The sequence below is a fragment of the Vibrio gazogenes genome (assembly GCF_023920225.1).
Classification (GTDB): Bacteria; Pseudomonadota; Gammaproteobacteria; order Enterobacterales; family Vibrionaceae; genus Vibrio; species Vibrio gazogenes.
This window is the reverse complement of sequence record NZ_CP092588.1, coordinates 403,736-428,172: the sequence shown is the minus strand read 5'-3', so window position 1 is coordinate 428,172 and position 24,437 is coordinate 403,736. Positions and strand designations below refer to the sequence as shown.

The 24,437-nt window shown below is 48.4% G+C and carries 23 protein-coding genes; 6 read left to right on the top strand and 17 right to left on the bottom strand.

The genetic code is table 11. From position 1 onward, the window contains the following. The first annotated feature begins 30 nt into the window (after positions 1–30). Entirely contained in the window at positions 31–1,821 is a 1,791-nt protein-coding gene (uidA, locus tag MKS89_RS17490; protein WP_072954903.1) for a beta-glucuronidase, read from the top strand. A gap of 132 nt (positions 1,822–1,953) precedes the next feature. Here uidA and aguA read toward each other — a convergent pair whose 3' ends face one another. From aguA to aguB, 3 genes are read right to left on the bottom strand one after another with little or no spacing between them, the layout of a single operon-like run. After that, positions 1,954–3,042 carry an agmatine deiminase gene (gene aguA, locus MKS89_RS17485; RefSeq protein WP_072954901.1) on the bottom strand — a complete coding sequence of 363 codons (1,089 nt, stop codon included), beginning with the start codon at positions 3,040–3,042 and terminating at the stop codon, positions 1,954–1,956. Then, positions 3,039–4,439 carry an APC family permease gene (locus MKS89_RS17480; RefSeq protein ID WP_072954898.1) on the bottom strand — a complete coding sequence of 467 codons (1,401 nt, stop codon included), beginning with the start codon at positions 4,437–4,439 and terminating at the stop codon, positions 3,039–3,041. The genes aguA and MKS89_RS17480 overlap by 4 nt, the downstream gene beginning before the upstream one ends. Continuing rightward, the gene (gene aguB / locus MKS89_RS17475; RefSeq protein WP_205409079.1) at positions 4,435–5,319 is read right to left on the bottom strand and encodes an N-carbamoylputrescine amidase; all 885 of its coding nucleotides are present in this window, start codon (positions 5,317–5,319) and stop codon (positions 4,435–4,437) included. The genes MKS89_RS17480 and aguB overlap by 5 nt, the downstream gene beginning before the upstream one ends. Positions 5,320–5,420: 101 nt before the next feature. Here aguB and MKS89_RS17470 point away from each other — a divergent pair, with 101 nt between their 5' ends. Then, the gene (locus MKS89_RS17470; RefSeq protein WP_072954893.1) at positions 5,421–6,317 is read left to right on the top strand and encodes a LysR family transcriptional regulator; all 897 of its coding nucleotides are present in this window, start codon (positions 5,421–5,423) and stop codon (positions 6,315–6,317) included. Positions 6,318–6,408: 91 nt separating this feature from the next. Here the strand turns inward: MKS89_RS17470 and MKS89_RS17465 are convergent, their stop codons facing one another. From MKS89_RS17465 to MKS89_RS17455, 3 genes are all read right to left on the bottom strand, one after another. Continuing rightward, positions 6,409–6,723: a helix-turn-helix domain-containing protein gene (locus tag MKS89_RS17465; RefSeq protein WP_072954890.1), complete on the bottom strand. Its 315-nt coding sequence runs from the start codon at positions 6,721–6,723 to the stop codon at positions 6,409–6,411. Continuing rightward, entirely contained in the window at positions 6,710–7,042 is a 333-nt protein-coding gene (locus MKS89_RS17460) for a type II toxin-antitoxin system RelE/ParE family toxin (protein WP_072954888.1), read from the bottom strand. The genes MKS89_RS17465 and MKS89_RS17460 overlap by 14 nt, the downstream gene beginning before the upstream one ends. A 141-nt stretch (positions 7,043–7,183) precedes the next feature. Continuing rightward, a complete protein-coding gene (locus MKS89_RS17455) occupies positions 7,184–8,281 on the bottom strand; it encodes a protein kinase family protein (RefSeq protein ID WP_072954886.1) in 1,098 nt (365 codons plus the stop codon). A gap of 402 nt (positions 8,282–8,683) precedes the next feature. On the opposite strand from MKS89_RS17455, the gene MKS89_RS17450 reads away from it, so the two are divergent. From MKS89_RS17450 to MKS89_RS17440, 3 genes are all read left to right on the top strand, one after another. After that, positions 8,684–9,370: an NYN domain-containing protein gene (locus tag MKS89_RS17450; protein WP_072954883.1), complete on the top strand. Its 687-nt coding sequence runs from the start codon at positions 8,684–8,686 to the stop codon at positions 9,368–9,370. Between the two features lie 202 nt (positions 9,371–9,572). After that, positions 9,573–10,223 (top strand): hypothetical protein, encoded by a 651-nt coding sequence (locus tag MKS89_RS17445; RefSeq protein WP_072954881.1) that lies wholly within the window; start codon positions 9,573–9,575, stop codon positions 10,221–10,223. Beyond that, a complete protein-coding gene (locus tag MKS89_RS17440; RefSeq protein ID WP_072954879.1) occupies positions 10,216–10,971 on the top strand; it encodes a DUF3307 domain-containing protein in 756 nt (251 codons plus the stop codon). Before MKS89_RS17445 ends, MKS89_RS17440 begins: the two co-directional genes overlap by 8 nt. Positions 10,972–11,076: 105 nt before the next feature. Here the strand turns inward: MKS89_RS17440 and MKS89_RS17435 are convergent, their stop codons facing one another. The 11 genes from MKS89_RS17435 to MKS89_RS17385 form a co-directional block, all read right to left on the bottom strand. Further along, entirely contained in the window at positions 11,077–12,342 is a 1,266-nt protein-coding gene (locus tag MKS89_RS17435; protein ID WP_072954876.1) for an allantoate amidohydrolase, read from the bottom strand. A 37-nt stretch (positions 12,343–12,379) separates the two neighbouring features. Beyond that, positions 12,380–13,612, bottom strand: coding sequence for a pyridoxal-phosphate-dependent aminotransferase family protein (locus MKS89_RS17430; RefSeq protein WP_072954874.1), 1,233 nt, complete (start codon positions 13,610–13,612; stop codon positions 12,380–12,382). 35 nt (positions 13,613–13,647) lie between these two features. Next, positions 13,648–15,216, bottom strand: a complete 1,569-nt coding sequence (locus MKS89_RS17425; protein WP_072954872.1) for a gamma-glutamyltransferase family protein — start codon at positions 15,214–15,216, stop codon at positions 13,648–13,650. Then, complete coding sequence (locus tag MKS89_RS17420; RefSeq protein ID WP_072954870.1) at positions 15,213–16,418, bottom strand: amidase; 1,206 nt, start codon at positions 16,416–16,418, stop codon at positions 15,213–15,215. Before MKS89_RS17420 ends, MKS89_RS17425 begins: the two co-directional genes overlap by 4 nt. 14 nt (positions 16,419–16,432) lie before the next feature. Continuing rightward, positions 16,433–17,437, bottom strand: a complete 1,005-nt coding sequence (locus tag MKS89_RS17415; RefSeq protein WP_072954868.1) for a bile acid:sodium symporter family protein — start codon at positions 17,435–17,437, stop codon at positions 16,433–16,435. A gap of 70 nt (positions 17,438–17,507) precedes the next feature. After that, positions 17,508–18,365 carry a MurR/RpiR family transcriptional regulator gene (locus MKS89_RS17410; RefSeq protein ID WP_072954865.1) on the bottom strand — a complete coding sequence of 286 codons (858 nt, stop codon included), beginning with the start codon at positions 18,363–18,365 and terminating at the stop codon, positions 17,508–17,510. Positions 18,366–18,526: 161 nt separating this feature from the next. Further along, positions 18,527–19,255 (bottom strand): amino acid ABC transporter ATP-binding protein, encoded by a 729-nt coding sequence (locus MKS89_RS17405; protein WP_072954863.1) that lies wholly within the window; start codon positions 19,253–19,255, stop codon positions 18,527–18,529. Positions 19,256–19,357: 102 nt separating this feature from the next. After that, on the bottom strand, positions 19,358–19,999 hold the full coding sequence (locus MKS89_RS17400; RefSeq protein ID WP_072954861.1) for an amino acid ABC transporter permease: 642 nt from the start codon (positions 19,997–19,999) through the stop codon (positions 19,358–19,360). Positions 20,000–20,011: 12 nt separating this feature from the next. Next, on the bottom strand, positions 20,012–20,680 hold the full coding sequence (locus tag MKS89_RS17395; RefSeq protein ID WP_072954858.1) for an amino acid ABC transporter permease: 669 nt from the start codon (positions 20,678–20,680) through the stop codon (positions 20,012–20,014). Between the two features lie 16 nt (positions 20,681–20,696). Beyond that, positions 20,697–21,488, bottom strand: coding sequence for a transporter substrate-binding domain-containing protein (locus tag MKS89_RS17390; RefSeq protein ID WP_072954855.1), 792 nt, complete (start codon positions 21,486–21,488; stop codon positions 20,697–20,699). 441 nt (positions 21,489–21,929) lie between these two features. Next, positions 21,930–23,378, bottom strand: a complete 1,449-nt coding sequence (locus MKS89_RS17385; RefSeq protein ID WP_235862442.1) for an NCS1 family nucleobase:cation symporter-1 — start codon at positions 23,376–23,378, stop codon at positions 21,930–21,932. 365 nt (positions 23,379–23,743) lie between these two features. Between MKS89_RS17385 and MKS89_RS17380 the strand changes: the two genes are divergently transcribed. Next, positions 23,744–24,418 carry a GntR family transcriptional regulator gene (locus MKS89_RS17380; RefSeq protein WP_072954852.1) on the top strand — a complete coding sequence of 225 codons (675 nt, stop codon included), beginning with the start codon at positions 23,744–23,746 and terminating at the stop codon, positions 24,416–24,418. Positions 24,419–24,437: the final 19 nt, after the last annotated feature.

Below are 24,437 nucleotides of genomic sequence, written 5' to 3'. Positions count from 1 at the left end.
ATATCAATTCATCTAGTTCAAAGGCACATCATGTTAAAACCAATAGAAAATGAAGCACGAGAAACGAAGTTACTCGACGGATTATGGGACTTTAAATTAGACCCTTCGACAATCGGTTATAACGAGCGTTGGTATTCAGCACCATTAGAAAATAAATTGAAAATCGCCGTCCCGGGAAGCTTTAATGATCAATTTGCTGACGAGAAGATAAAAAAACACGTCGGGAATGTCTGGTATCAAACAGAATTACGGATACCACAAGGTTGGGATGCGCAACGTATTGTCTTGAGATTCGATGCAGTCACGCATCAGGGAACCGTCTGGTGTAATGACGTTTGTGTCGCTGAACATCGTGGTGGCTATACACCATTTGAAGCGGATATCAGCGACCTCGTTCATGGCGGAGAACGTGTACGCATTACCGTCTGTGTCAACAATGAATTATCGTGGCAGACCATACCGCCGGGTGTGGTTGTTGAAAATAATGGCCGTAAGAAGCAACATTATTTCCACGATTTCTTCAACTACGCAGGGATTCACCGACATGTTTGGTTGTACTCGACACCTGAAGAATTCATCGATGATGTCTCTGTCGTCACCCGCGTCTGTGAAGATCACAGCCAAGGTTATATCGACTACGACATATTGGCTGACGATGTGTGTGAATGTCAGTTATTCGACCACACAGGTAAAGAGGTCGCCCGAGGTGAAGGGAATCACGGCACGTTAACCGTTGATGCACCGGTTTTATGGCACCCCGGAAAAGCGTATCTCTATACCCTCGTCGTCAAATGTAAAGATGACCAGTATGATCTGAGAGTCGGGATCCGGACCATTGCCGTAGAGAAAGATAAATTCCTGATTAACGGTCAGCCATTTTATTTCACCGGCTTTGGTCGTCATGAAGATGCAGATTTTCGCGGTAAAGGCTTTGATAATGTCATGCTGGTTCACGACCATGCCTTGTTGAACTGGATTGGGGCGAACTCTTACCGGACATCACACTATCCTTATGCAGAGGAAATGCTTGACTGGGCAGATGAGCATGGAATTGTGGTGATCAATGAAACGCCGGCTGTCGGTTTTAACGTCTCTCTCCCGATGTTGAGAAACTTTAACCGACCGGAAAAGCTGTTCTGTGATGAAGCCATCAACAGTGACACGCAAAAGGCTCATCTATCGGCAATTCAAGAGTTAATCGCAAGAGATAAAAATCACCCATCCGTTGTGATGTGGTGTATTGCAAATGAACCCGATGCTCGTGAAGCAGCCAGCCGGGACTACTTTTTGCCTTTAGTCTCTGCAACCCGGAAGTTGGATGCTTCGCGACCAATCTGTTGTGTCAACATCACTAAATCTTCATTACATGAAGATCAGATTAGCGATTTATTCGATGTACTTTGCCTGAACCGGTATTACGGATGGTACGAAAACCCGGCCGATTTATCAGAAGCCGAGACGGTTCTGGAGCAAGAGTTGATGGCCTGGCATGAGAAGCATCAAAAGCCAATTATCATCACAGAGTACGGAACTGACACCATGGCTGGTCTGCATTCCATTTACAATGAAATGTGGTCAGAGGAATATCAGTGCGATTTCCTCAACATGTATCATCGGGTATTTGATCGCCTTCCCTTCCTTGTCGGTGAACAAGTCTGGAATTTTGCGGACTTTGCCACATCCCAAGGTATCGTTCGCGTCGGCGGAAACAAGAAAGGTATTTTCACCCGGGACAGACGGCCAAAATCTGCGGCTTACGTTTTAAAACAGCGGTGGACCAAGATGCAATATGGAGAAAAACCGTCTTCACCAAGCGAGTGAGTTAAATACGAGTCATTGATTGAACCAATCATGCTCCTGCCTTAGAAAGGTGATGTTGTTCCCTTTCTAAGGCTTTCACGAGTGAAACGGTAGCGATTCAGCCCGATCTTTTTGTGCAAAGAAAACCTCCAGCTAGGCTGGGACTTGCTGGGTGATGCAATGGATATTTCCCCCACCTAACAATATCTCTCGCGCATCAATACCCGTTATCTGATGATCCGGGAATGCGGCTTGGATGACCGACCTTGCTATTTCATCCGTGCTTTTATCAAGTAACGGGAAGATAACCTGACCATTGCTGATCAGGAAGTTGGCGTAAGAGGCAGCAAGACGCTCACCCGACTGACGTACCATACCTTGACTATGATCGATGCCGGCCGCTTCCTCTTCGGTCATGTATAACGGGCCGGGTAAAGGCAACTGATGAACCTTGATCGTGCGACCCTTCGCGTCTCGCTCGGTACACAAAACATCTAACGCTTCCCGACTAATCGCATACTGAGGATCCTCTTTGTCTTCACACCACGTAAGCATGACTTCACCAGGTTTCACAACGTGCAGAATATTGTCGACATGACCATTGGTTTCATCGTTGTACAGCCCTCGAGGTAACCAGATGACTTTTTCTGCCCCCAAAAATAATTTGAGTTGCTGTTCGATATCCTGTTTGGATAGGTCCGGATTGCGACTCGGATGTAACAGACACTCTTCGGTGGTGTACACCGTCCCGTCACCGTCAGTGTGTATTGAGCCGCCTTCCAGAATAAACGGCGCATCATAGATATCATCCTGAGTAAGGTTCAGCATTTTCGTGGCAACAGCATTATCCAGATCCCACGGGAAATACAAGCCATCAACCAATCCTCCCCAGGCATTGAACTGCCAGTTGATCCCTCTGCGTTTACCTTGCGCGTCAACAACATAAGTTGCGCCGATATCTCGCATCCAGCAGTCGTTATAGGACATCTCAACAACGCTGATATCGGCTGGTAACTGTGACCGGGCGTTATCAAACTGAGAATGCTCAACCAGCATCACAACGGGCGTGTGCTGTGCGATAGCGACGGCGACATCGACAAAAGCTTTCTGCGCAGGCTTTCCGCTGTAACGCCAGTTGTCCCCTCGTGCCGGCCACGCTAACCATACTTCGCGATGCGCTTCATGTTCACCCGGCATACGATAGCCATCAATCAGAGGACGAGAAGTTAACGTTCTGCTCATACCACTTCCTCCCCTGTAAGAGGACTTGCTTGGCGCTTTGTCCGTTGTAATAACACCTCACCGACAGCGATAGTCGCCAGCACACCCAGCAGTACGGGTAAGGTATATTGCCAGTCAATACTGCCAAAGATAATGTCAGGAAAGATAAACAGTACCACGGCTTGCAAGATAATCAGAAAACACACCACGGTTATGGTTTTCTGAACGCCCATATTTCCCGGCACCTGAAATGGACGAGGTGCGGATGCATCACTCATTCTCAGCTTCAGGTATGCCGGGAACATCAGCAGATAAGGCATCAGAAATATACAACTGGAAAACGCAAACATTGACCAGAATAGTTCATCATTGGTATTGGCAAACAAGGCGTAAATCAGGATAACGGCAGTAGAGACCAGCCCTGTGATAGTGTTGGCACCGACTGGTGTTGCGTGTTTAGCAGAGGTTTTACCGACAATAGCGGGGAGTTCGCCTTCCCGCGCGGATTCTGCTGCTGCACGGCTAGAGCCCATCGTCCAGCTCACCATGTTGCCAATAAAGGTAATCAGGGTGACAACGCCTAATGCATAAGTCATGAACTGTCCCAATTCACCGTCGCCAAACAGCACCTTGAGCGTATCGACGATCCCTGCAACTAAACCAACTTCTTTAACCGGCAGCGCCATGAGTATGCCCAGTGTGCCGACAATGTAGAGCAGCGAAGTAATACCGATAGCCAGAAAGACGACCTTAGGCATCTGTTTGACATCTTTCATCTCACGCGTCATGGTTGCTACCAGTTCAAAGCCCATCAGGTTGAAAACCAGCGCGGGTAAAAACGCGATACCCGAGTTAAACGAGGGCATGATTGCAGCCAAGCTAAACTCATTGGCAACCCCATTTTTGGCGGCATAGATAAAACCACCGATCCCCAGTACTGAGATGATAACGACCTTCAGCACGGCGCAGAAATTGGTGATCAGAACGCCAATATCGGTTGAAATATTACACATCCAAACGGTTCCCCAGGTCAGAACGACACAGATGATAACCTGCGCCATCAGGGAGAGGTCCGGTGCGAACAGCTCCGCGAACATACCGGCAAACAGAATATAGACTGCGGGCATCCACAAGCCCACGTTAATCCAGTAAAACCAAGTGGTACGGATGGCCCAATTCACGCCAAAAGCGCGTTTTACCCAGTCATAAATCCCACCTTCGCCCGGATATGCAGAGCTCAGTTCAGAAGTGATTAGGCCATATGGCAGCACGAAGATAGCCAGAATCAGCACCCACCATCCCAGTGAGCTGACGCCGATGGAAGCCGAAGCGGTTAACGTATCCACGACCAGAACCGCACACAAACTGAACAGTGCCAGCGGTGTAATACCCATTTTTTTCTCAGTCATCGCATTAATCCTTTAATTGCCCGTCTAATGTCATCAAATGTTGATAGTGCTGCGGTCTTCTGTCTCTGAATAACCCCCACGCACTGCGCTGAAATCCGATTTCATCAAGATCAAACTCGTGGATAATCACTCCCTCAGTTGTTCTGTCCGCCTTGGCGATGATCTCGCCGGTATAATCGGCAATAAATGAGGAGCCAAAGAAGGTGATCGCCAGATCCCGGTATTTCGCTTGCTCTGTTCCGATGCGGTTAGACGCAATAACCGGTACCTGATTCGCGGCTGCATGGCCTTGCATGACACACTGCCAGTGAGGTTGTGAATTCATCTCTGGTTGGCTGGGTTCGCTGCCGATAGCAGTTGGGAAAAATAGAAGTTCAGCGCCTTGCAGTACCATGCTGCGCGCTGTCTCGGGAAACCATTGATCCCAGCAAATACCGACACCTATTTTTGCGTAACGGGTATCCCACACCTTAAAACCGGTATCACCCGGGCTGAAATAGTATTTCTCCAAGTATCCATCACTATCGGGGATATGTGTTTTGCGGTATACCCCCAGAAGTGAACCATCGGCATCAATCATCGCCAGCGAGTTAAACTTGACGTTACCTGCTTTTTCAAACCAGCTGAACGGCAATACGACTTCCAGCTCTTTTGCCAGCCGTGAAAGACGCTGGAAAGCCTCATTTTCATCCAACACTGTTGCCAGATTGTGGTATGACTCTGCTATCTCGATACAGAAATACGGTGTCTCGAAAAGCTCCTGCAGCAAGATAATCTGCGCACCTTTGCCTGCCGCTTCACGTACCAGACGTTCCGCTTTCTCTACATTATTTTTCACATCCCACGAACACGTCATCTGTGTCGCTGCCACGGTTACTTTTTTCATCACAATCCCTATGTGTATCTGTTACTTCCTGTCATTTTTAATGGAAGTTGGGTTATTATGGAAATGCCTTATTTTGTTTTTGATATGAAGGAATTCGATAACACATGGATATGGATATCAATCAGCTTCGGCTGCTGGTGGTGTTGGACAAAGAGAGAAACCTGTCTAATGCAGCCAGAAAGCTGTTCATTAGTCAGTCGGCGGCAAGTCATGTCTTGTCTAAATTGCGTAATCGCTTCGATAACCCGTTGTTTATTAAAACCAGAACCGGTATGGAACCGACCCCGTTGGTTCGGACATTACTGCCTGATATCCAAAAAGGCCTGAACGCCATTGATATGGCGTTTGAAAAAATGAAGCCATTCAACCCCGCCTTGGATGCGAAGACCTTTTACATCGGTGCAATTGACTACTTCGAATTTTACGCTTTGCCAAAATTAGGGAAAAGACTGGAATCTTCAGCGCCCAACGTCAGAATTGCCATCGATATCCTCTCGGAAAATATGCAAATGGAGCGCGTCGAGCAAGGGCATATTGACCTGATTCTGGGCGTGGATGAACTTCAGATCATGCCAAGATATTACAACCGTTATCACTGGTTGACTGACACATATGTCGGTATTGTCTCTACACAGGCATCGCTACCCGATAAGCTGACGTTAAACCAATTCCTGAAAACGCCTCAGATCCACTTACCGCTGATCAACTCGGGGGGAGATCCCATTGATCGCTGGTTGCACCAGCAGCATCAGGCCCGCCAGATTTCCATGATAGTGCAGAGCTTCGCGGTCGGCGGCATGGTCACGGTGCAAACCAACAGCCTGATGTGCGTTCCGTTACGCATTGCACTGGAGTTGCAGCAGATGCTGCCTGTCAGAATCATTGAACTTCCTGAGGGGACACCAGAACTGTCGCTGAGCATGTTTACCCACCAGTTATACGACAGTCAGGATAGCATTCAGTGGTTGATTCAGGAGATACACCAATGCGTCCGAAATTGAGAAACCAGATTGTGAGTCACTACAGCGCCCGTTTTTGCTGTGTTTTCAGCAAAAAAGCGACGTTTAACGTGTAGTTCAATTGGAACGTTTGTTATAACTCAGCTATCTGTGACAATGTTTCCGGATAACGTTGTACTAATTTTAGAAGCGTGACCGCCTGCCCATTCGGTGCACTACGCCCTTGTTCCCAGTTTTCCAGTGTACGTGATGAGGTATGAAGTAAACGAGCAAAAACACCCCGTGACATATTGAACTGCTCTCGAATATGAACAATTTCATCAGGTGTAATATGACGTTCACCCACATCACCAACCCGATGGGTTTTCAGCGTCAACTTACCTTCTGAGTGCTCCTTAGCTTCAACAAGTGCTGAACTTAATTCTCCAAATAAATCACGATTGCTCATTGCACCATGCCTCCATAAAAGCTTTTAGCTGTTTCTTTTGATCTGCGGTTAAATCGGCCATTTCATTCTTCGCATAAATGGTCAGCAAGTAAAATCGATGATGTTCATCGAGATAGTAATAGATAACGCGTGAACCACCACGCTTCCCTTTTCCCTTACTTGCTACTCGTATTTTCCGCAGACCTCCTGTACCTTGGATTACATCACCATACTTTGGATTAGACATTAGCTCGACTTGAAAAAGCCGATACTCTTCGTCACTTAGATAATCCTCACGATACTTTTCAAATATGGTTGATTCGACAAATACACTTTTCATAAACAAAGTGTACGCAATTTACGTATAGAAGGCAAGATGGTTCGTAATCTGAGCTATAACAGTTATTAGACAGCATTTGTTCTGATATTCCCTCGTTGAGGTTAGACAAACCTTGATAAACAACTCAACGCCTACGTTATATTAGGCTCCGTTCAGTGATAACTGGTACTGTTTTACTAAGCTCAATTTGTTCTGATATGACTCAATCAGTTGTGCTTTGCTTTTACCTTCATTATGGAAAAACAGCGCACCTTGTTCCTTCAGTAGCGTATAGAACTTTTCTACCATTTCAAGAACGGTATCTACTCGTTTGATCGTGGTCGGTGTACAGCTTTTACCGTCTAGGTCATCTTCTATATCCAAAACATTCGAGCGGAACATTTCTAACGTAAATAAGTCCTCTAGCGCCTCTTCGCTTTCAAGAGCGGTTAGATATTGAGCTCTTAATTGCTCGGTATAATACAAGATGGCGTGATCGGCACGGTTGCGTTGAAGCCATAATATCTTGTCTTCTAAAATATCCACGGCTGCTTGTTTGACGTGACGAAATAATGCGAGGGACTGGCGGTGTGAGTAATCTTGCTCTAGTAGCCAACCAGACAAGAACCGGGTTTCAAAGCGTTCACAAAATTGGAACAGCGGAGTATCGATACCATTACTGTTAAATTCAGTCAGTGGATCAAATCGATACATATAGCCAAAATCAAATAGCCATAATTTTTGATGACGATCGACTAATAGGTTCCCAGAAGATAAATCCCACTCAAACAAACCGACTTTTTCACATGCATTTAATGTAGAAAAAAGCTGTGATAGCAGTAAAGGCGTAAGCTGTTTGACGGAGTCTCCCTCGATCCAGTCGGACAAAATAATACCAAGGCGATAATCTGCATAAATTGTCTCAACGATGCATCTGAATGCCTCTGATGTTTGAGGATCATCTTTAAGCTTTTGAAAATCTGATCGGCGTTGCACCTCATTGAGAAAAGAGAACCTGCCATCAGGATTCTGTACTCGTGCAACTGACCGCTTTTTCTTTAACGTGTAATCCTTCCCGTTAAAACGGATACGATAGACTTCTGCCGTCAAACCACTGTTAAAGGTTTGCACGACATAGGGTGAGTCACGGGTGGTTAACGCTAATTGTTGCGGTGATATTGGGCACTGCTCAATGTTACCAACGAACAAATTGGCACCACTTTCTTCAAATTGTTGCTGTGTTTCGTGACGTTGAATCATTCTACTTTCCACTGTTGCACTTATTGGAATAACAACATTACCAGAACACTAGCGAGTTCAGTCTCCTCCTCATGACCATCATTTAGGGCTTAGATCGAAGGGAGTAACCATCTCACTCAGGCTCACAATGGAGCAAAACAGTGTGACCCAGTCCTGTGATACGCAACGCAATTTGTATAGAATCACCAGTTGCACAGTTGAAATATTCTATCTTCCCCCTAAAATGACACTCACTGGTTAGGCTGTTCTGTATATTGTTTGTCATTCCTTGCAAATTAGGTAATAAATAATCTAGTATTCATCGTAGAGCAGCATTATTGAAAAGAACATACAGCCTTTGGCGACTCCTCCCAACATACGGGATGTGACGACCCAGAGGCTTTTTCATTCTATGAGGCTGAAATGTCCCGTCGTACTGTTGCAATTTTTGTTGATGCTGGCTTTTTTAACCGCCTTTTCACATCAGCTGTTGATCCTGAAATGAAAATGGGGCCTGAAGAACTGGCAAAGAAAATGTGGCATTACTGGATAAAGCACGTTGACCGTAATAACGGTGAAGAACTTTATCGTATCTATTACTACGATTGCCCACCTCTAACTTTAAAAGCACACCACCCGATTACGAATAAGCAAATCGATTTTTCAAAGAGTGACATCACACATTATAAAAATGAATTACATGAAGCTCTGATGCATCAACCATATGTGGCATGTCGTATGGGCCACCTAAGCACATCAGATAAAGAATGGGGCTTCATCCGTAAAGACAGCATTCATAATTTCAATAAACTTATCCGAGGTGAGGTTGATCCCCAAAAGATAAATCCAAATAACGTGTCGCTACGCCCGAGACAAAAAGGGGTAGATATGAAATTAGGCATAGATATAACAAGCGTAGTTTTAAAGAAACTAGCGAACAAAATAATTTTGATTTCAGGCGATAGTGACTTTGTCCCCGCAGCTAAGCTAGCCCGAATTGAAGGTGCTCATTTCATCTTAGATGCAATGGGGCGTAAGGTAAAAGGTGATTTAGCTGAGCATATAGATGGACTCAAAACATTTATATATCAAGTGACCCCGAAAAAGTAACTGCCCGTATCTGGCGCTGACGAACAGGTTTGCCTAGCGCGGCTAGGTTCTGTTTGAATGACTCATTCCCCAAAACACTACAATATCAACCTTCAATTTAGCCTTAAATCGCTTAACGCCCCAAATTAGCCATAAAAAGCTAAATTTGCATAATTAGCCATAAAGAGCTAAGTTAATACTGAGAAATAAAGAGGAGTTTTCTGTGGCGGCGACCGATAGAACGATTGCAGTGATCAGTGGTGATATTATCAACTCAACCGGATTGAGTGCAGAACAGTTTGAGCAGCTACTGGCTCGCATTAAAGAGATTCAGACATGGATGAGTACCGAGAATCCATCCAATGCACACAGTATCATTCGTGGGGATGAATTTCAGAGTGTGGTGCATGATATTGGTAACACGCTGCGCTATACCCTGATTTACCGGCTTGGAATTAAAGCGCTCGGCAAAGCCTTTGATAGCCGAATCAGCTTTGCCATCGCAAGGCATGCCGAGCTGCGAGAGTCCGTCTCGGAATCGATGGGAGAAGCATTTGTCCTGTCCGGACGTGGGCTCAAGTCATTAAAAAATCACCGGCTGGTTTTTAGTTCTGACCGTGCCGAACTCAATACGCAATTTGACTTACTCTTTCAATACCTCGACCGACAGTTGACTGACCTAACCGCACGCCAGTGTGAAGTGATGCTACCGATGCTGAAAACCACTCAGGATTTATCGATTAGTGAGTTGGCGACACAACTCGATGTCGCAACCGCGACCGTCAGTAAATCACTAAAAGCATCGGGCTGGCCGCTCATCAGTGCGCTCAATCAACAATTCATCAACCAAGTGACAAGGCTTCAAAATGTCTGATTTTTTGACGGTTTTCATCGCGTTTTTGCTGATTCATCTGATCGGTGATTTTTACCTTCAGCCCGGACGGTGGCGGGCAGCCAAGCAAAAAGCCACCTATCGCGCCCCTGAGCTGTACATTCATGCGTTATTACAGGGCATTGCACTATCTGTACCGGCCCTCGTGCTCGGGATGGGTTGCCCCTCAACGGTTTGTCTGATCGCAATCGTTGTGCTCAGTCACTGGGTTATCGACTTGTGGCAAGCCTCGCGACATCAACATCGATTGACTCACATGATGGTGGAGCAAACCCTTCATGTTCTGGTGTTTGCCCTGATCGCCTTGCATATGACAACGGATATCACGATTGACGCAATACTCGGGTATGACAAATTCTCCGACGGAATGCTGATCGCCTTGGCGTATGTCCTGATCCTCAAACCCACATCGGTGGTGATTGGCAGTATCTTAAACAAGTATTCCATGACCGTGACAGACCATCATCCGCAGATGAATGGCCTTGTCGCCGGTGGTGAGTTGATCGGTTATTTAGAGCGCATATTAATCCTGACGTTTACGCTGGTCGGGAGTTACGCTGCCGTCGGCTTTGTCTTTACTGCCAAATCAATTTTCAGGTTCGGTGAGCTGAACAAATCAGACAGTCGCAGCCTCACCGAATATGTTTTGATTGGTTCTTTATTATCGGTGGTGATCGCCACCCTTGTCGGTACCTTGGTCTCACTCGGTCTTGATATCAAAATGAAGTGATCTCTCACGATGACCGCAAGCTGACAGCAACCCCGTCGAACACAACGCAAAAAAATGCCCGGACGGTGTTCCATGGTCCGGGCGAAGAAGGATTTAGGCTTGTGGTCAATCAATACCGGCACAAGATAGTGCAAGAGAGCAGATCATATTGATCAAACAATCCAGCGCCACCGCCACATCCTGAGTCTCTACATTTTCTCGCGGATTATGGCTGATGCCTTTTTCACAGCGGACAAACAACATCCCCATCTCGGCAAGGTTTGCCATCACCATGGCATCATGACCGGCACCACTGGCAAGATAACAGACATCTTTCCCGGTTGCTGATTCGACCACATCTGCCCAGACCTGTTGTAACCGATCACTACATGGAACAGCCTGTGCCTGATAGATCTGTTCTTGGGTCATCGTTAAGCTGCGCTTATCAGCAATGGCGGCCAATTGAGCCATCAGCAGTGGCGTACAGTGATCCAGTTTTTGTTGAGACTGGCTCCGAATATCCAGTGAAAATTGCACCTGTCCGGGAATCACATTGACGGCAGCAGAGCGCACCTCACACTTGCCCACCGTCGCGACGATTTCATGCTCGGTCGCAAAAGCTTCAATGCAGGCAATCATCTCAGCGGTACCACATAACGCATCATGGCGTAACGATAAAGGGACCGTCCCCGCATGACCGGCAACACCAGACACATCGATGAGAAACCGTTTCGCCCCGGCAATCGCAGTCACGACACCAACCGGCAAATCAAGACTTTCCAGTAGTGGCCCCTGTTCGATATGGACTTCCAGATAAGCAAGCGTCTCTTCAGGCTTTCGGGCAGCGTTGACCACCTTGTCAGGATCAAGTCCGAACCGGCTCATCGCCTCGCCAATACTGATCCCGTCTTTATCCTGGCGATCTAACAATGCCGGATTCCACATCCCGGCAACCGGGCTGGAACCAAGCAGTGTGGTTTGAAAACGAGTCCCTTCTTCATCGGCAAACGCCACCACATCGACATGAAATGGTAAATCAACGTCTTTGAGTGCATCTAACGCTTCAATCGCCAGCAGAACTCCCAGCGGGCCGTCATAACCACCGGCATTTGCCACGGTATCACTGTGCGAACCGATGATCAGCGTCGGCATACTGGGATGTGCCGAGACTTTTCGGCCCCACTGATTGCCCACTTCATCCTGCCACGTTTCCAGACCCGTCTGGGTCATCCACTGCGCCAGTTGTTGATGCGCTTGACGGTGCTCTTCAGTCAGATAAGCCCGCAGAATGCCATTTGGCATTGCGCTGAATGAGGCTAATGTCTGAATTCTCGCCATCACCTGTGTTGCCCGGTGTGCTGCCTGCATACGCGCTCCTTCTGATTGACTCATATTGTGTGACTCTTCCTTGCTTTGACGATGGCCTGTATCAGGCACCGAAGACATCCATTGCTGCCGCAACCGCTTGGCCCGCTGCAACGGGAGCTTTGGCTTTCAATAACACAGATTCCAGTGCTGCCAGCGTCATCAATACACATTCTTGACGAGCGTTATAGCCCATGGTACCAATCCGCCAGATTTTACCGTGGAGCGGCCCGAATGAGGTGCCGATTTCAATGCCGAAACGATGCAACAATTCTTGGCGAACCAGCTCGCCATTGACTTGCTCAGGAATATAGACTCCGACCACGTTATTCATTTTGTATTGTTGATTACCAAACAGGGTTAAGCCCATCGCTTCAAGGCCAACCGCCATCGCCCGTCCGGCTTGTTGGTGGCGGGCAATCACTTGTGTCGCACCCTCTTCCAGATAGAGCCGGGCACATTCGCGGGCCGCGTACAACATACTGGTTGCTTCTGTGTGATGGTTGAGTCGTTCCGGTCCCCAGTAGTCCATCACCATCGCTAAATCAAAATAGTTCGACAGAATCGGGGTATCTTCACCATCCTGATGCGCTTCGGTACGAATGCCGGCTTCAACCCGTTTACGTCGGTTAATCACCTCAACACACTGTTCACTCAGTGTCACCGGCGCACTACCAGACGGGCCGCCTAAACATTTTTGCAGTCCGGCAGAAACCGCATCGAGATGCCATTCATCAACCTTAAGCGCATTCCCGGCAATCGATGCTGTCGCATCACAGTAAAATAACACCCCGTGACGCTGACAGATTTCCCCGATCTCAGCTAACGGTTGGTTCATGGTGGTTGATGTATCACCCTGTACGGTTGCCAGCATTTTCGGCTGGAATTCACGGATGGCCGCTTCAACTTTTTCCGGCGGGCACACCTCGCCCCATTCAATATCGATCGTCTGCACCGTAGCACCAACCCGATGCGCGATTTCACACAACAGATGGCCGAATCGTCCAATCACCGGAATCAGCACTTTATCCCCCGGTTGCAACACCGACACCAATACCGCTTCAATGCCGGCACGGGCAGTGCCATCGACGAGAAATGTCTGTTGATTTTGGGTCTCAAACACGTTGCGATAAAGGGTTTGCACCTGATTCATATAGCCGGTCATGACCGGATCGTATTGCCCGATCAACGCCGATGAGATCGCCTGATGAACCCGAGGATACGCGTTAATCGGTCCCGGCCCCATCAGCATCCGTTGTGGTGGATTGAGGGTTTCAAATAGCGGATTGGTTTCCATACATCTCTCCATAAAATCTGATTCAAATTGTCGGTTTAAAACTGACCGACCAAAGCATCGCCATCGCTGCGCGGATCCGTTGCCGAGGTGGCTTGGCCGCCCTCATCTAACGTGATTGCACCGGCATGGCCCATAAGTTCATTTTGATCTTTCACTTGCGTAATCTGATGACCGCGTTCGCGTAATGTATCCTGATACGCCAAATATAAGCTCTGCTCAAGCCGCAGCTGATTCGTATCATCCCCCCAAGTCCGGCCCAGCAACCAGCGCGGCATAGCAATCGCTTCATCCAGTGCATAGCCTTGATACACGTAGCGACTGAACAGACAAGCCTGTGTCTGTGGCTGTCCTTCTCCGCCCATGGTTCCGTATACGATCCGCTGACCATCGTTCAGCTCAGCATACGCCGGGTTTAAGGTATGAAATGGCTTTTTGCCCGGCTTCAGCACATTGTGATGCGTCGCATCAAGTGAAAAACTTTTCGCCCGGTTGTTCCAGACAAATCCCAGATTCGGCAATACCGCACCGCTGCCGAACTCCCAGTACACACTCTGAATAAAACTCACCATCGTGCCGTACTGGTCGGTCGCTCCCATCCAGACCGTATCACCGGGTTTGGCGATATGCGGCCACGGTTGTGCCTGTTCGAGAGTAATACGAGCCGCGCACTCAGTGACGCTCTGCTCCGTCAACAATTGCTGAAGCGATACAGACAGGTCTGCTTCATCGGTCACGTATTGATCGCGCAGAATAAACGCCTGTTTGGTTGCTTCGACCAATAGATGAATATGATCGATCTCGCTGTCAGCCTGTGCCACCAAGCGATCATAAATCGCTAAAATTAGCAGCGAAGCCACACCTTGTGTCGGTGCACCGAAGTTATACAGTCTGCCCTTGCCGGTCTGTACCGATAACGGCGCCATCACTCGTGCCTGATGGTGATGGAAGTCGTCAAGCGTGATCGGGCTGCCTAATGCTGCCAGATCCGCCGCGGCCTGCTTGGCAATCTCACCGCGATAAAAATCGTCCAATCCTGCTGTTGCAAGCCGCTCAAACGTCGTTGCCAGCGTCGGATTACGCAGAATCTGCCCGATCTCAAGCGTCTTACCGCTTGGTAAATAGTACTGAGCAAATGACGGTATATCTGCCAGCATCGCGACCGTTTTTTCACTCGCATTGACCAGACTCTGTGTCACTTCAATACCTTCCCGTGCAGCGGTAATTGCCGGTTGCAACAGTTGTGGCAAGGTATGTTGGCGATGATTGAGCGCCAAGGCTTGATGCCAGCCGGAAAGCGCTCCGGCCATGGTAATCGCAGCCGCACCACCGCTCGCGGGTAATTCATCCCCTTGCGCACGGTATTCAGCCGGATCGAGATGCAATGCAGCCGCACCACAAGCATCAATGGCAATCGGTTGTTGATCGGGATGGCAAATGAGCCAAAAGCTGTCACCGCCAATGCTATTCATATGTGGATACTGCACGGTCACCATCGCAGCCGCAGCAACCATCGCTTCGCTGGCAGTTCCGCCCTCATCGAGAATTTTTTGTCCGACTTGTGCCGCCCGATAATGTGGCGCGGTAAATGCTGTTTGATATTTCATTGACGGTTCTCCCCGGCCATCAGTCTTGCTGCAATCGCCAATAGCCGTGGCTCTTCATTCGGTAGCCCCAACAACGACATCCCACAAGGACCATCATGCATTCCCTGAAACGGCAAATGTAACTGGGGAAATCCGGCCAATCCGGCAATGGCGGTCAATCCCATTAACTCAGTCCGATAATCCGCCATGGCTTGCGGTGTAATATCCAGTGACGGTGGCCCCGCAGGTGTCGTTGGCAGTAGCCAAACGCCACCGTGTTCATCTAACTGGGCATATAACCACATTCGAAAGGCTTTCTGGCGGAGCTTACCTTGCTCATAGGTGGTATCCTCGATGGTTCTCGCCCATTTAACCCGCTCCAGAATTGCCGGGTCGAGCGAGCGCTCATGCTCCGTCAGCCAACGGCCATGTTTTTGGATAATTTCATAGCCCTGAATACTGCGAAACAGCAAACTCAGTGCATCCAGCGTCCACTCGGACTGCGTCATAAAATCTTTTTCTTCGAGCGCAATCCCGGCCCAACGGCAACGGTCATGAACCCGTTGATAGCGATCTTCGCTCAGTTGCTGAGCCATAAAACGGTCGAGATAGAGGGTCGGAATCGAATCAACATTATCAGGTATGATCTCTGCGGAGAGTTCATGATAGACCGATGTCAGAACCGACAGATCCCGTGCAAAAATGCCTGCGGTATCAAAACTTTTGGCAAGTTCGAAGCAGTTGGCGAGATCAAATTTGCCCAACGTGGGGCGTAAGCCGAACAAGCCACAATAGCTGGCGGGAATCCGAACCGAGCCGCCGGTGTCTGTCCCGATAGAAAAATCCACATCCCCCTGCGCAACAGCCACGGCACTGCCACTCGATGAACCGCCGGGGATACAGTCGGGCGCAGCCGGGTTCTCGGGTGTCCCATAGTGGATGTTTTGTCCGTTCAGGCTATAAGCCAACTCGTCGGTCTGGACCCGCCCACGACACGTTGCCCCGGCGCTGAGTAAATTTTCTATAATCGGTGACGTCGCATTGGCCGAGGCATGGCTCTCCAGCCATGCGGGATTCCCGGCCCCGGTGTTATATCCTGCGACATCAAACAAATCTTTAAACACAAAGCTCAAACCGGATAATGCCCCATCATCCGTTGCCGCAAGGTAATCGGGCCCTTGCTGACAGTAAATTCGTTGGTCTCTGACCTGATGTTGTCCCATCTCTGTTTCTCCGCTTACGAGTTAGCAGCAGCCTCACTGGCTGGTTGATAACGTTTGGCATACCGATTCGCAAGAATTGCACAGTAGAAAATCTGAATCGGGTGATACAGCATTATCGGTAGCAAAATCATGCCAAGATTCGGGTCGGTGCCAAAAATTACGGTTGCCATCGGCACGCCCGCCGCCAGTGTTTTCTTGGTGCCACAAAACACCGCAGCGACTTCATCTGCCCGCGAAAACTGACAACGCTGCGCACCCCACTGAATCGTATGAACCATCACCAACAGCACCACACAACAGATGCCAATGGCGGTAGCGAGCATCCCGACCGAGAAGTTATGCCAGATGCCATTTGCGACCGAGTCACAAAACGCATTATAGACAATCAGTAGAATAACGTATTTATCAACTTTGTTGACCACAGACTTATGTCGTTCAATAAAATTCAACAATACCGGTCTGGCAAGTTGTCCGACAATCATTGGGATTAACAACAGTTTGGCGATAGAGATCACCGAGCTCATCAGATCTAACTGCACCCCTTTCATACCCATAAAAAACTGAATCATCAGTGGGGTAAGAAAAACACCGAGAATACTGGAAAGGGATGCGTTGAAAATCGCCCCCGGCACATTACCTTTACCCACACTGGTCATCGCAACCGAGGAAGAAATGGTACTGGGCAACACAAACAGATAGCAGAAACCAAAGGCAAGCGATGTTGGCATCCACGCCAGCATTCCGTTGCCTAAAATCAACCACAGTAACGGATAAAACAGGTACGTCGCCAACTGGATATAGACATGCAGTTTCCAGTTACTCACGCCTTCCTTAATTTTCTGCGGAGACAGCCCCAATCCGTGTAAGAAGAAGACAATCGCGACCCCGATCCCAGTCAGTTTGTCGAGATGAATCAACCCACCGGAACGGCCCACCTGTTCAGAAACAGTCGCCAGCAAGATGGCGACCACCATGCCAACCAGAAACCACTCTTTTTTTAATTTACTGATGATACTCATTCTTGTTTATACCCGTTGCTTTTACGTTGCTGCTATTGTGTTTATCGTCTTGCATGACGGCCAATCTGACTTACTCTAACTCGTTGAGCTGAGCATAGTTCATACTGATTTTTCGACTGACCTGTGTCGATTTGCTTTTTAAGTGTAAAAACGTTTGATTGACCAGATGCGAAATCAAACTCATCGGCACCGTATAGCTGTCTAACGGCAGCTCATTATTCATATAACAAATAAAGTAGTGCCCGGCTTGCTGCGCGTATTTCTGTCCGGACTGATCGGTAATCAGTAAGCTATCCCGCGATGCCAGAAAAGACATTATTTTCTCAAAATTTGCCACCCGCCGACGGATACCGATCACAATCGTAAAATCATCGTCCTCAATCGATGCCAGATCTTCACCAATCGTCTGGCCGGGTAACGGCAACAACTCAACCCGTGTCCGACACTGCATGAGCTGTTGACGAAAATGCATCGCCAGCGGGTAGCTGTTGCGGTAGCCGATAATTTTGATCCGTTTTGCCGTCGCCAGTTTCTCAATTAATGCGTGGTGCTCCTGCTGAGTCAGTTGCTCCCAAAGTTTTTCGAGTGCCCGCAGCTCATGGTTGAATTCAGAGTCATCCAGTGTCGTCATCATCACCGGCTGACCATTATCCCGCTCAATCATCAGTTCCTGACGTAAAGCGAGGTGGTCTTCATAGCCCAGTTTGCGAATAAAACGGCTGACACTGGCTTTCGAGACCTGACACGCTTCGGCAATCTCACTGGTGGATAACATCAGCACCTTTTCCGGATTCAATTGTAAGTAATCCGCCAAACGCCGGTTATTGTCCGTCAGACTGGCATAATGCCGGGTAATCCGTTCACTGAGCGGACAGTTTGCCGATGACTGATGAGCGGGTTGACTGACATCGTGGGTTCGGTCATTCATAACTGATTTTTTCTCCTGCCGGACAATTGATGGTGGATGCTGCCGCGCTGTATACAGCAGTCAGGTTTATCAAAGGTTAACCAATATGCGTCGACTCAAATGCGTTACCCCGAATGTGTGAATCAACCGGTGTGAATCGACTGGAATTAACCCCAAAAGCATTAAAGTACCGCTGAGAGAAAACTTCTCAGTTCCGCGGTTTGCGGATTCGCGAACACCGTTTCACTCGGCCCGGTTTCCCACACTTTGCCTTCATTCATAAACACGACCCGATCACCGACATCCCGGGCGAAATTCATTTCGTGGGTGACGAGAATCAGGGTCATCCCTTCCGCTTTGAGTTGTTCAAGTACTTTCAGCACTTCACCGACAAGTTCGGGATCCAGTGCTGAGGTAATTTCATCACATAACAAAACTTTCGGAGACATCGCCAGTGAACGGGCAATCGCCACTCGCTGCTGCTGCCCTCCGGAAAGATTGCCCGGATAGGCGTCGAATTTATCGCCCAATCCGACTTTATCCAGAAGCTCGCGAGCAATCTGCTGACAGTCTGCGGTCGTTTTTTTCAGTACCAGCTTCGGTGCCAGCATGACATTTTCACCGACGGTTTTGTGAGGAAACAGGTTGAAGCTCTGAAAGACCATACCAACGCTCTGACTGAGTAAGCGCAATTTATATTCATCATTTTCTACGGCTTGCTGATCGACGACGATCGCGCCTTCCTGATAGGTTTCCAGCCCGTTCATACACCGCAGCAACGTGCTTTTTCCTGAGCCACTCCGGCCGATAATTGAGATCACTTCTCCGGCTTGGATCTTCAGGTCTACCCCTTTCAATACATGGTTTTCACCATAAAACTTATGAACCTGATCAACACTGATAAGTGACATAATGCTTCGCCTCCGAGCTGTGAATAAATCGTCCTGATTTCAGTTGTTCTTGTTGCCTGTTCTTATGGCAAGACTGTGTGCTTTTCATTCAAATCTCCCCCCTCAAACCTTGCGTGATTCGAGATAACGGGCAAACATCGATAAAGGGAAACAGATGGCAAAATAGAGCAACGCCACCATGGCAAACACTTTAAACGGCTGAAATGTTGCGTTGTTGAGCATCGTGCCGGCTTTGGTCAACTCGACAAAACCAATAATCGATGCCAAGGCAGTTCCTTTGACAATTTGCACCGAAAAACCGACCGTCGGGGCAATCGCAATCCGCATCGCCTGCGGGAAAATAACATGCCGCATTGTTTGCAGATAAGTCAGCCCCAACGTCCGACAAGCTTCCCACTGCCCTTTGGGTAAGGATTCAATACATCCCCGCCAGATATCGTGGAAAAACGCACTGCTAAACAACGTTAACGCCAAAATCGCTGCCGACCACGCACTCACTTCGATACCGATCAGCGACAAGCCGAAGAAAGCCAGAAAGAGCTGCATCAATAACGGTGTCCCTTGAAACAGTTCAACATAGAGCTGAATCAAGCGAGTAAACAACGGATTGCGCGTACTACGTAATAAGGTCAGCCCCAGCCCGACCAGACCACCGCCGATAAAGGCGTACACGGACAATAATAATGTCCAGCGCGCAGCCAGCAGGAGGTTACGGAAGATATCCCAATCGGTAAACTGCATCATCCTGAATGTCTCCTATAACGATGGGTTTTTAAACGCAAGGTGGCGAAAATAAGCAAATCCTTGGCGCATCAAAATCGCCAGTACCAGATAAATCACCGCGGTTAATGTGTAAGATTCAAAACTCAGAAAACTACGGGATTGCACAAAGTTTGCAGCAAAGGTCAGGTCTTCGACCGATATCTGCGACACCACCGCCGAACCGAGCATCACAATAATGCATTGACTGACCAATGCCGGATAAACCCGTTGGTATGCCGGTGGCAAAACAATGTGGATGAAGATCTGACGTCGGGTCAGCCCCAGCGTTTTACCCGCTTCCCATTGCCCTGACGGCACAGCATCAATACCGGCCCGGATAATCTCTGCACTGTATGCGCCCAGATTGAAGACCATGGCGATCATACCTGCCTCCCATGCGGTGAGCTTGAGCCCGAGTGCCGGTAAACCGAAGAAAATGAAAAAGAGCTGCACAATAAACGGGGTGTTGCGAGTGACCTCAATGTAGCTGGCACACAGCAAGCGCAATCCGGGTTGGCGTCCGGTTCGGCCTGCGGCACACAACGTGCCAACCACCAACCCTGCGACGGTTGAAATCACCGTCAGTTGCACCGTCGTCCAGACACCTGCCACAAACTGTGGCAGGTATGGCGCTAATCCGGCATAGTCTAGCTGATAACTCATGCGGTTCTCCCAGAGGTTAAGCGCCTAAATTTTTCGGAAATGGTGCTTTGAGCCATTTCTGTGAGAACTGCTCCAGCACACCGTCAGCTTTCGCTTGTTCGATCAAGCGATTGACCTCGCTGACCAACGATTGCTCACCTTTCATCACCCCGACATAGCACGGTGAATTTTTCAGTAAAAACTTTGTCTGTGGGGCTTTATTCGGGTAACGGGTCGCAATTTCGGTGACCACCAAATTTCCGGTCGCGATCAGACTGATCTGCCCGGACAAGAAAGCCGACAGTGTGGCATTGTTGTCTTCAAACCGTTTAATCGTTGCCGATGCCGGCACCAGTTTGCTTAACTCCAGGTCTTCAACTGAGCCACGAGTCACACCGACGGTTTTATTCGCCAAATCATCCGCAGAACTGACTTGCTCATCTGCGGATCCGAATACGCCCAGATAAAACGGTGCATACGCTTCACTGAAATCGATCGCTTTTTCGCGTTGTGGATTTTTCCCCATGCTTGAAATCACCAAATCCACTTTCTGCGTTTGCAAATATGGAATTCGGTTGGCACTGGTAACCGGCACCAATTGCAATTTGACCTTCATCTGCTTGGCAATGTAGGCCGCCATATCAATATCGTATCCCTGTGGCTGCATGTCTGTTCCGACAGAACCAAACGGCGGAAAGTCTTGGGGCACCGCCACCTTCAATACCCCACGTTTCTGAATGGTTTCCAACTGATCGGCAGATGCTGTCAGTGTGTATCCCATCAACATGACCGAAGCCACTGCTATAGCAAACAATCGAAGTAATTTCATTTGAGTCCCTTATCTTGTCATGAAACGATTGAAACAATCAAATCAATTTCTGCAACGATTGTGCCATGTTAAATTTAACAATTTATCCGGTTGATTTTATTGATAATTAAACATTTAATATCAATATATCGCGCAAGCACCGTTCACCATTGGCCCATTCTCATGCAACCGATGAACCAATACGGTGCAAGGGGATGATGTCAGGGCGGCACTCCCCATCAGGGAGCAAAGAGCGCGATAAAGCGGTTGAGGAGCGGGATAACAAAGGGATTAGGATGGTGGCATAAAGCGTCAGGACGGGATGGTGACTGAGTCAGTCGCGCTGGGTGGTCAATTGATTCTACCAGCATCGCCAGAGAAAACCCGGTTCGTCTTTGAGCAGCTTTTTGAGCAGTCAAAAGCGAACCGGGCCGTTTGTTACCTTCTCACCGGCAATCCACGTTATGACTTCTGCTTAGCCAGCTTTAAGCTGCCGACACGAACTCGCTCCGATTCCATCATGAAACGATAAGTCGATGCGGCAACCCCGCCACCAATAAATAGCGCATAGTTGGCAAGTTCGGTGACCCAGAATGTAGCACAGACAGCCACGAAACCCGCCATCGCAAGGGCGTAGATACTTTTTCTGTTCACACCATTTTCATACCAGTATTGCCCCTGCGGGGATTCGGTATATAACGATGGGACATCGATCTGACCTTTCTTAATCAGGAAGTAATCGACCAGAATAATGCCGTACAGCGGGCCAATCATCGCAGCAAGAATATCCACCGTGTAGTGAATCACTTCCGGGTTGTTAAACAAGTTCCACGGTGTCAGCAGTACCGAACCGAATGCAGCGATAAAGCCACCGACTTTGAAACTGATTTTCTGCGGCGACACATTCGAGAAGTCAAATGCCGGTGCAACGAAGTTGGCAACGATGTTGATCCCCACGGTCGCAAAAATGAATGTCATAGCACCCAACACAGTAATCAGCCCGGAATCGAGTCGTTTTACCGTTTCAACCGGATCAGTAATCATTTCACCAAAGACCGGAATCGATGCAGACACAATGACCACACTGAACAGTGAGAACAAAACAAAGTTCAGAGGCAGACCCAGCCAGTTACCCAGCTTCAGCTTTTGATAGCTACCGCAATAACGCGAAAAGTCACTGAAGTTGAGGGTCGGCCCTGCGAAATAACCGGCAACCAGAGCAATCGCAATGATCATCTGAGTGATTGCATCCCATCCTTCGAGATTATGGCTGCTCAGGTTAAAGCTGATATTGTCCCATCCGGCACGATCAATCATGTACAGACACAGTGCAAACATCGCAATATAAATCGCCGGCCCTGACCAATCGATCACTTTGCGGATCATCGTCATCCCAAACATAAAGACAATCGCTTGCATCAACCACATCGCGCTGAAGCCAATCCAGCCGAGATAGGATAGTCCGACAAAGCTTTTGTCCGCCAGACTGCTTAACTGTGGGAAAAAGTACAATAGTAAAATAATGAATGAGCTTGACGCTAAAAAGGTTTGAATCCCGTACCAGACCACAGCAATCAACCCGCGGATCACCGCAGGAATGTTTGCCCCGAAGACACCGAATGACATCCGGGCAATCACCGGAAATGGCGCCCCGGATTGCTGACCCGGTTTACCCATCAGATTCGCAAAGACCATCACGATAGATATACCGGCCAGTAAACTGATAAAGACCTGAATGCCATTGAGCCCGAGCGCAAATAGACTCGCCGCAAAGACGTAGCCACCGACGCTGTGCACATCAGACATCCAGAACGCAAAAATACTATACCAACCCCACTTTTGTTCCGTATCAGGGGCTAAATCTTCATTACTCAGCCGGGGGCTGATTGGTAGTTGTGTTGTTTTCATCATCGACTCTCCATGTCAAGATTGTATACAATGATAAATACAATTTGCGTGCCAACCTGAAATATCATGGTAAAGCCGTATGGTGTATCGCTCTATGGCGCAATACCAGTTCGGATTGCACTGATTTCATGCAATTTTGCAGCCTTATGGTGCACAACGGTATCCCATTCGGGACACAAGCACCGCGCAAGCCACGGACAGACACCATGTAAGTAAAACATCCTGAACAATTGTTTGTTTCCATGGTATATATATTGCCTGTATACAGCTTGCCGACATAAACTGTATACAAAGTATGTCATTCAAAGAATCCAGATCACATAACGAATCTGTCACATAACGAGAAAACACCTAACGAGAAGACACTGATGTCGAATGATGAAAAAATTTATCAGAAAATGCTCAAAGCCATTGTCGAGCATCAACTCGCACCGGGCGTGCGCCTGCCGGAGGATCGGCTCTCTGAAGCATTCGGAGTCAGCCGAACCGGGATTCGCAAAGTATTGCAACGTTTGGCGCTGGAACGGTTTGTAGTGATTGAACCGAATAAAGGCGCGCATGTGAATCGCCCGACACCGCAGGAAGCGGAAGAAGTACTGAATAGCCGAATTCTGCTCGAACCCTTGTTGATTCCCGAGCTACAAAAACATTGGGACGCACAACAGTCCGAACGGTTTACCCAGATGATCTATGAAGAAAAAGAAGCCGAACGCCATGGGCATCTCTCCGATTCAATTCAGCTCACTGCCCGCTTCCATTACGAACTTGCCAAACAAGCCGGTAATTCCGTACTGGCCGATTTTATCGAACAACTCTGCTATCGCTCTTCTCTGGTCATCGCCGCATTTGGCTCACACCAAAGCGTTAGCTGTGACTATGGCGATCATGCCGAACTGATTACGCTGCTCAACCAGCAAGAGACGCAAGCAGCACAACAGTGGATGACTCACCATCTCCATCATATCCGCGCCTCGTTGAGACTCGAACAAGACCAGAAAACAGTGATTGATTTTCAGCAGATTTTTGCCACAACAGAAAAATAATTGTCATCAAGGAAGGAAT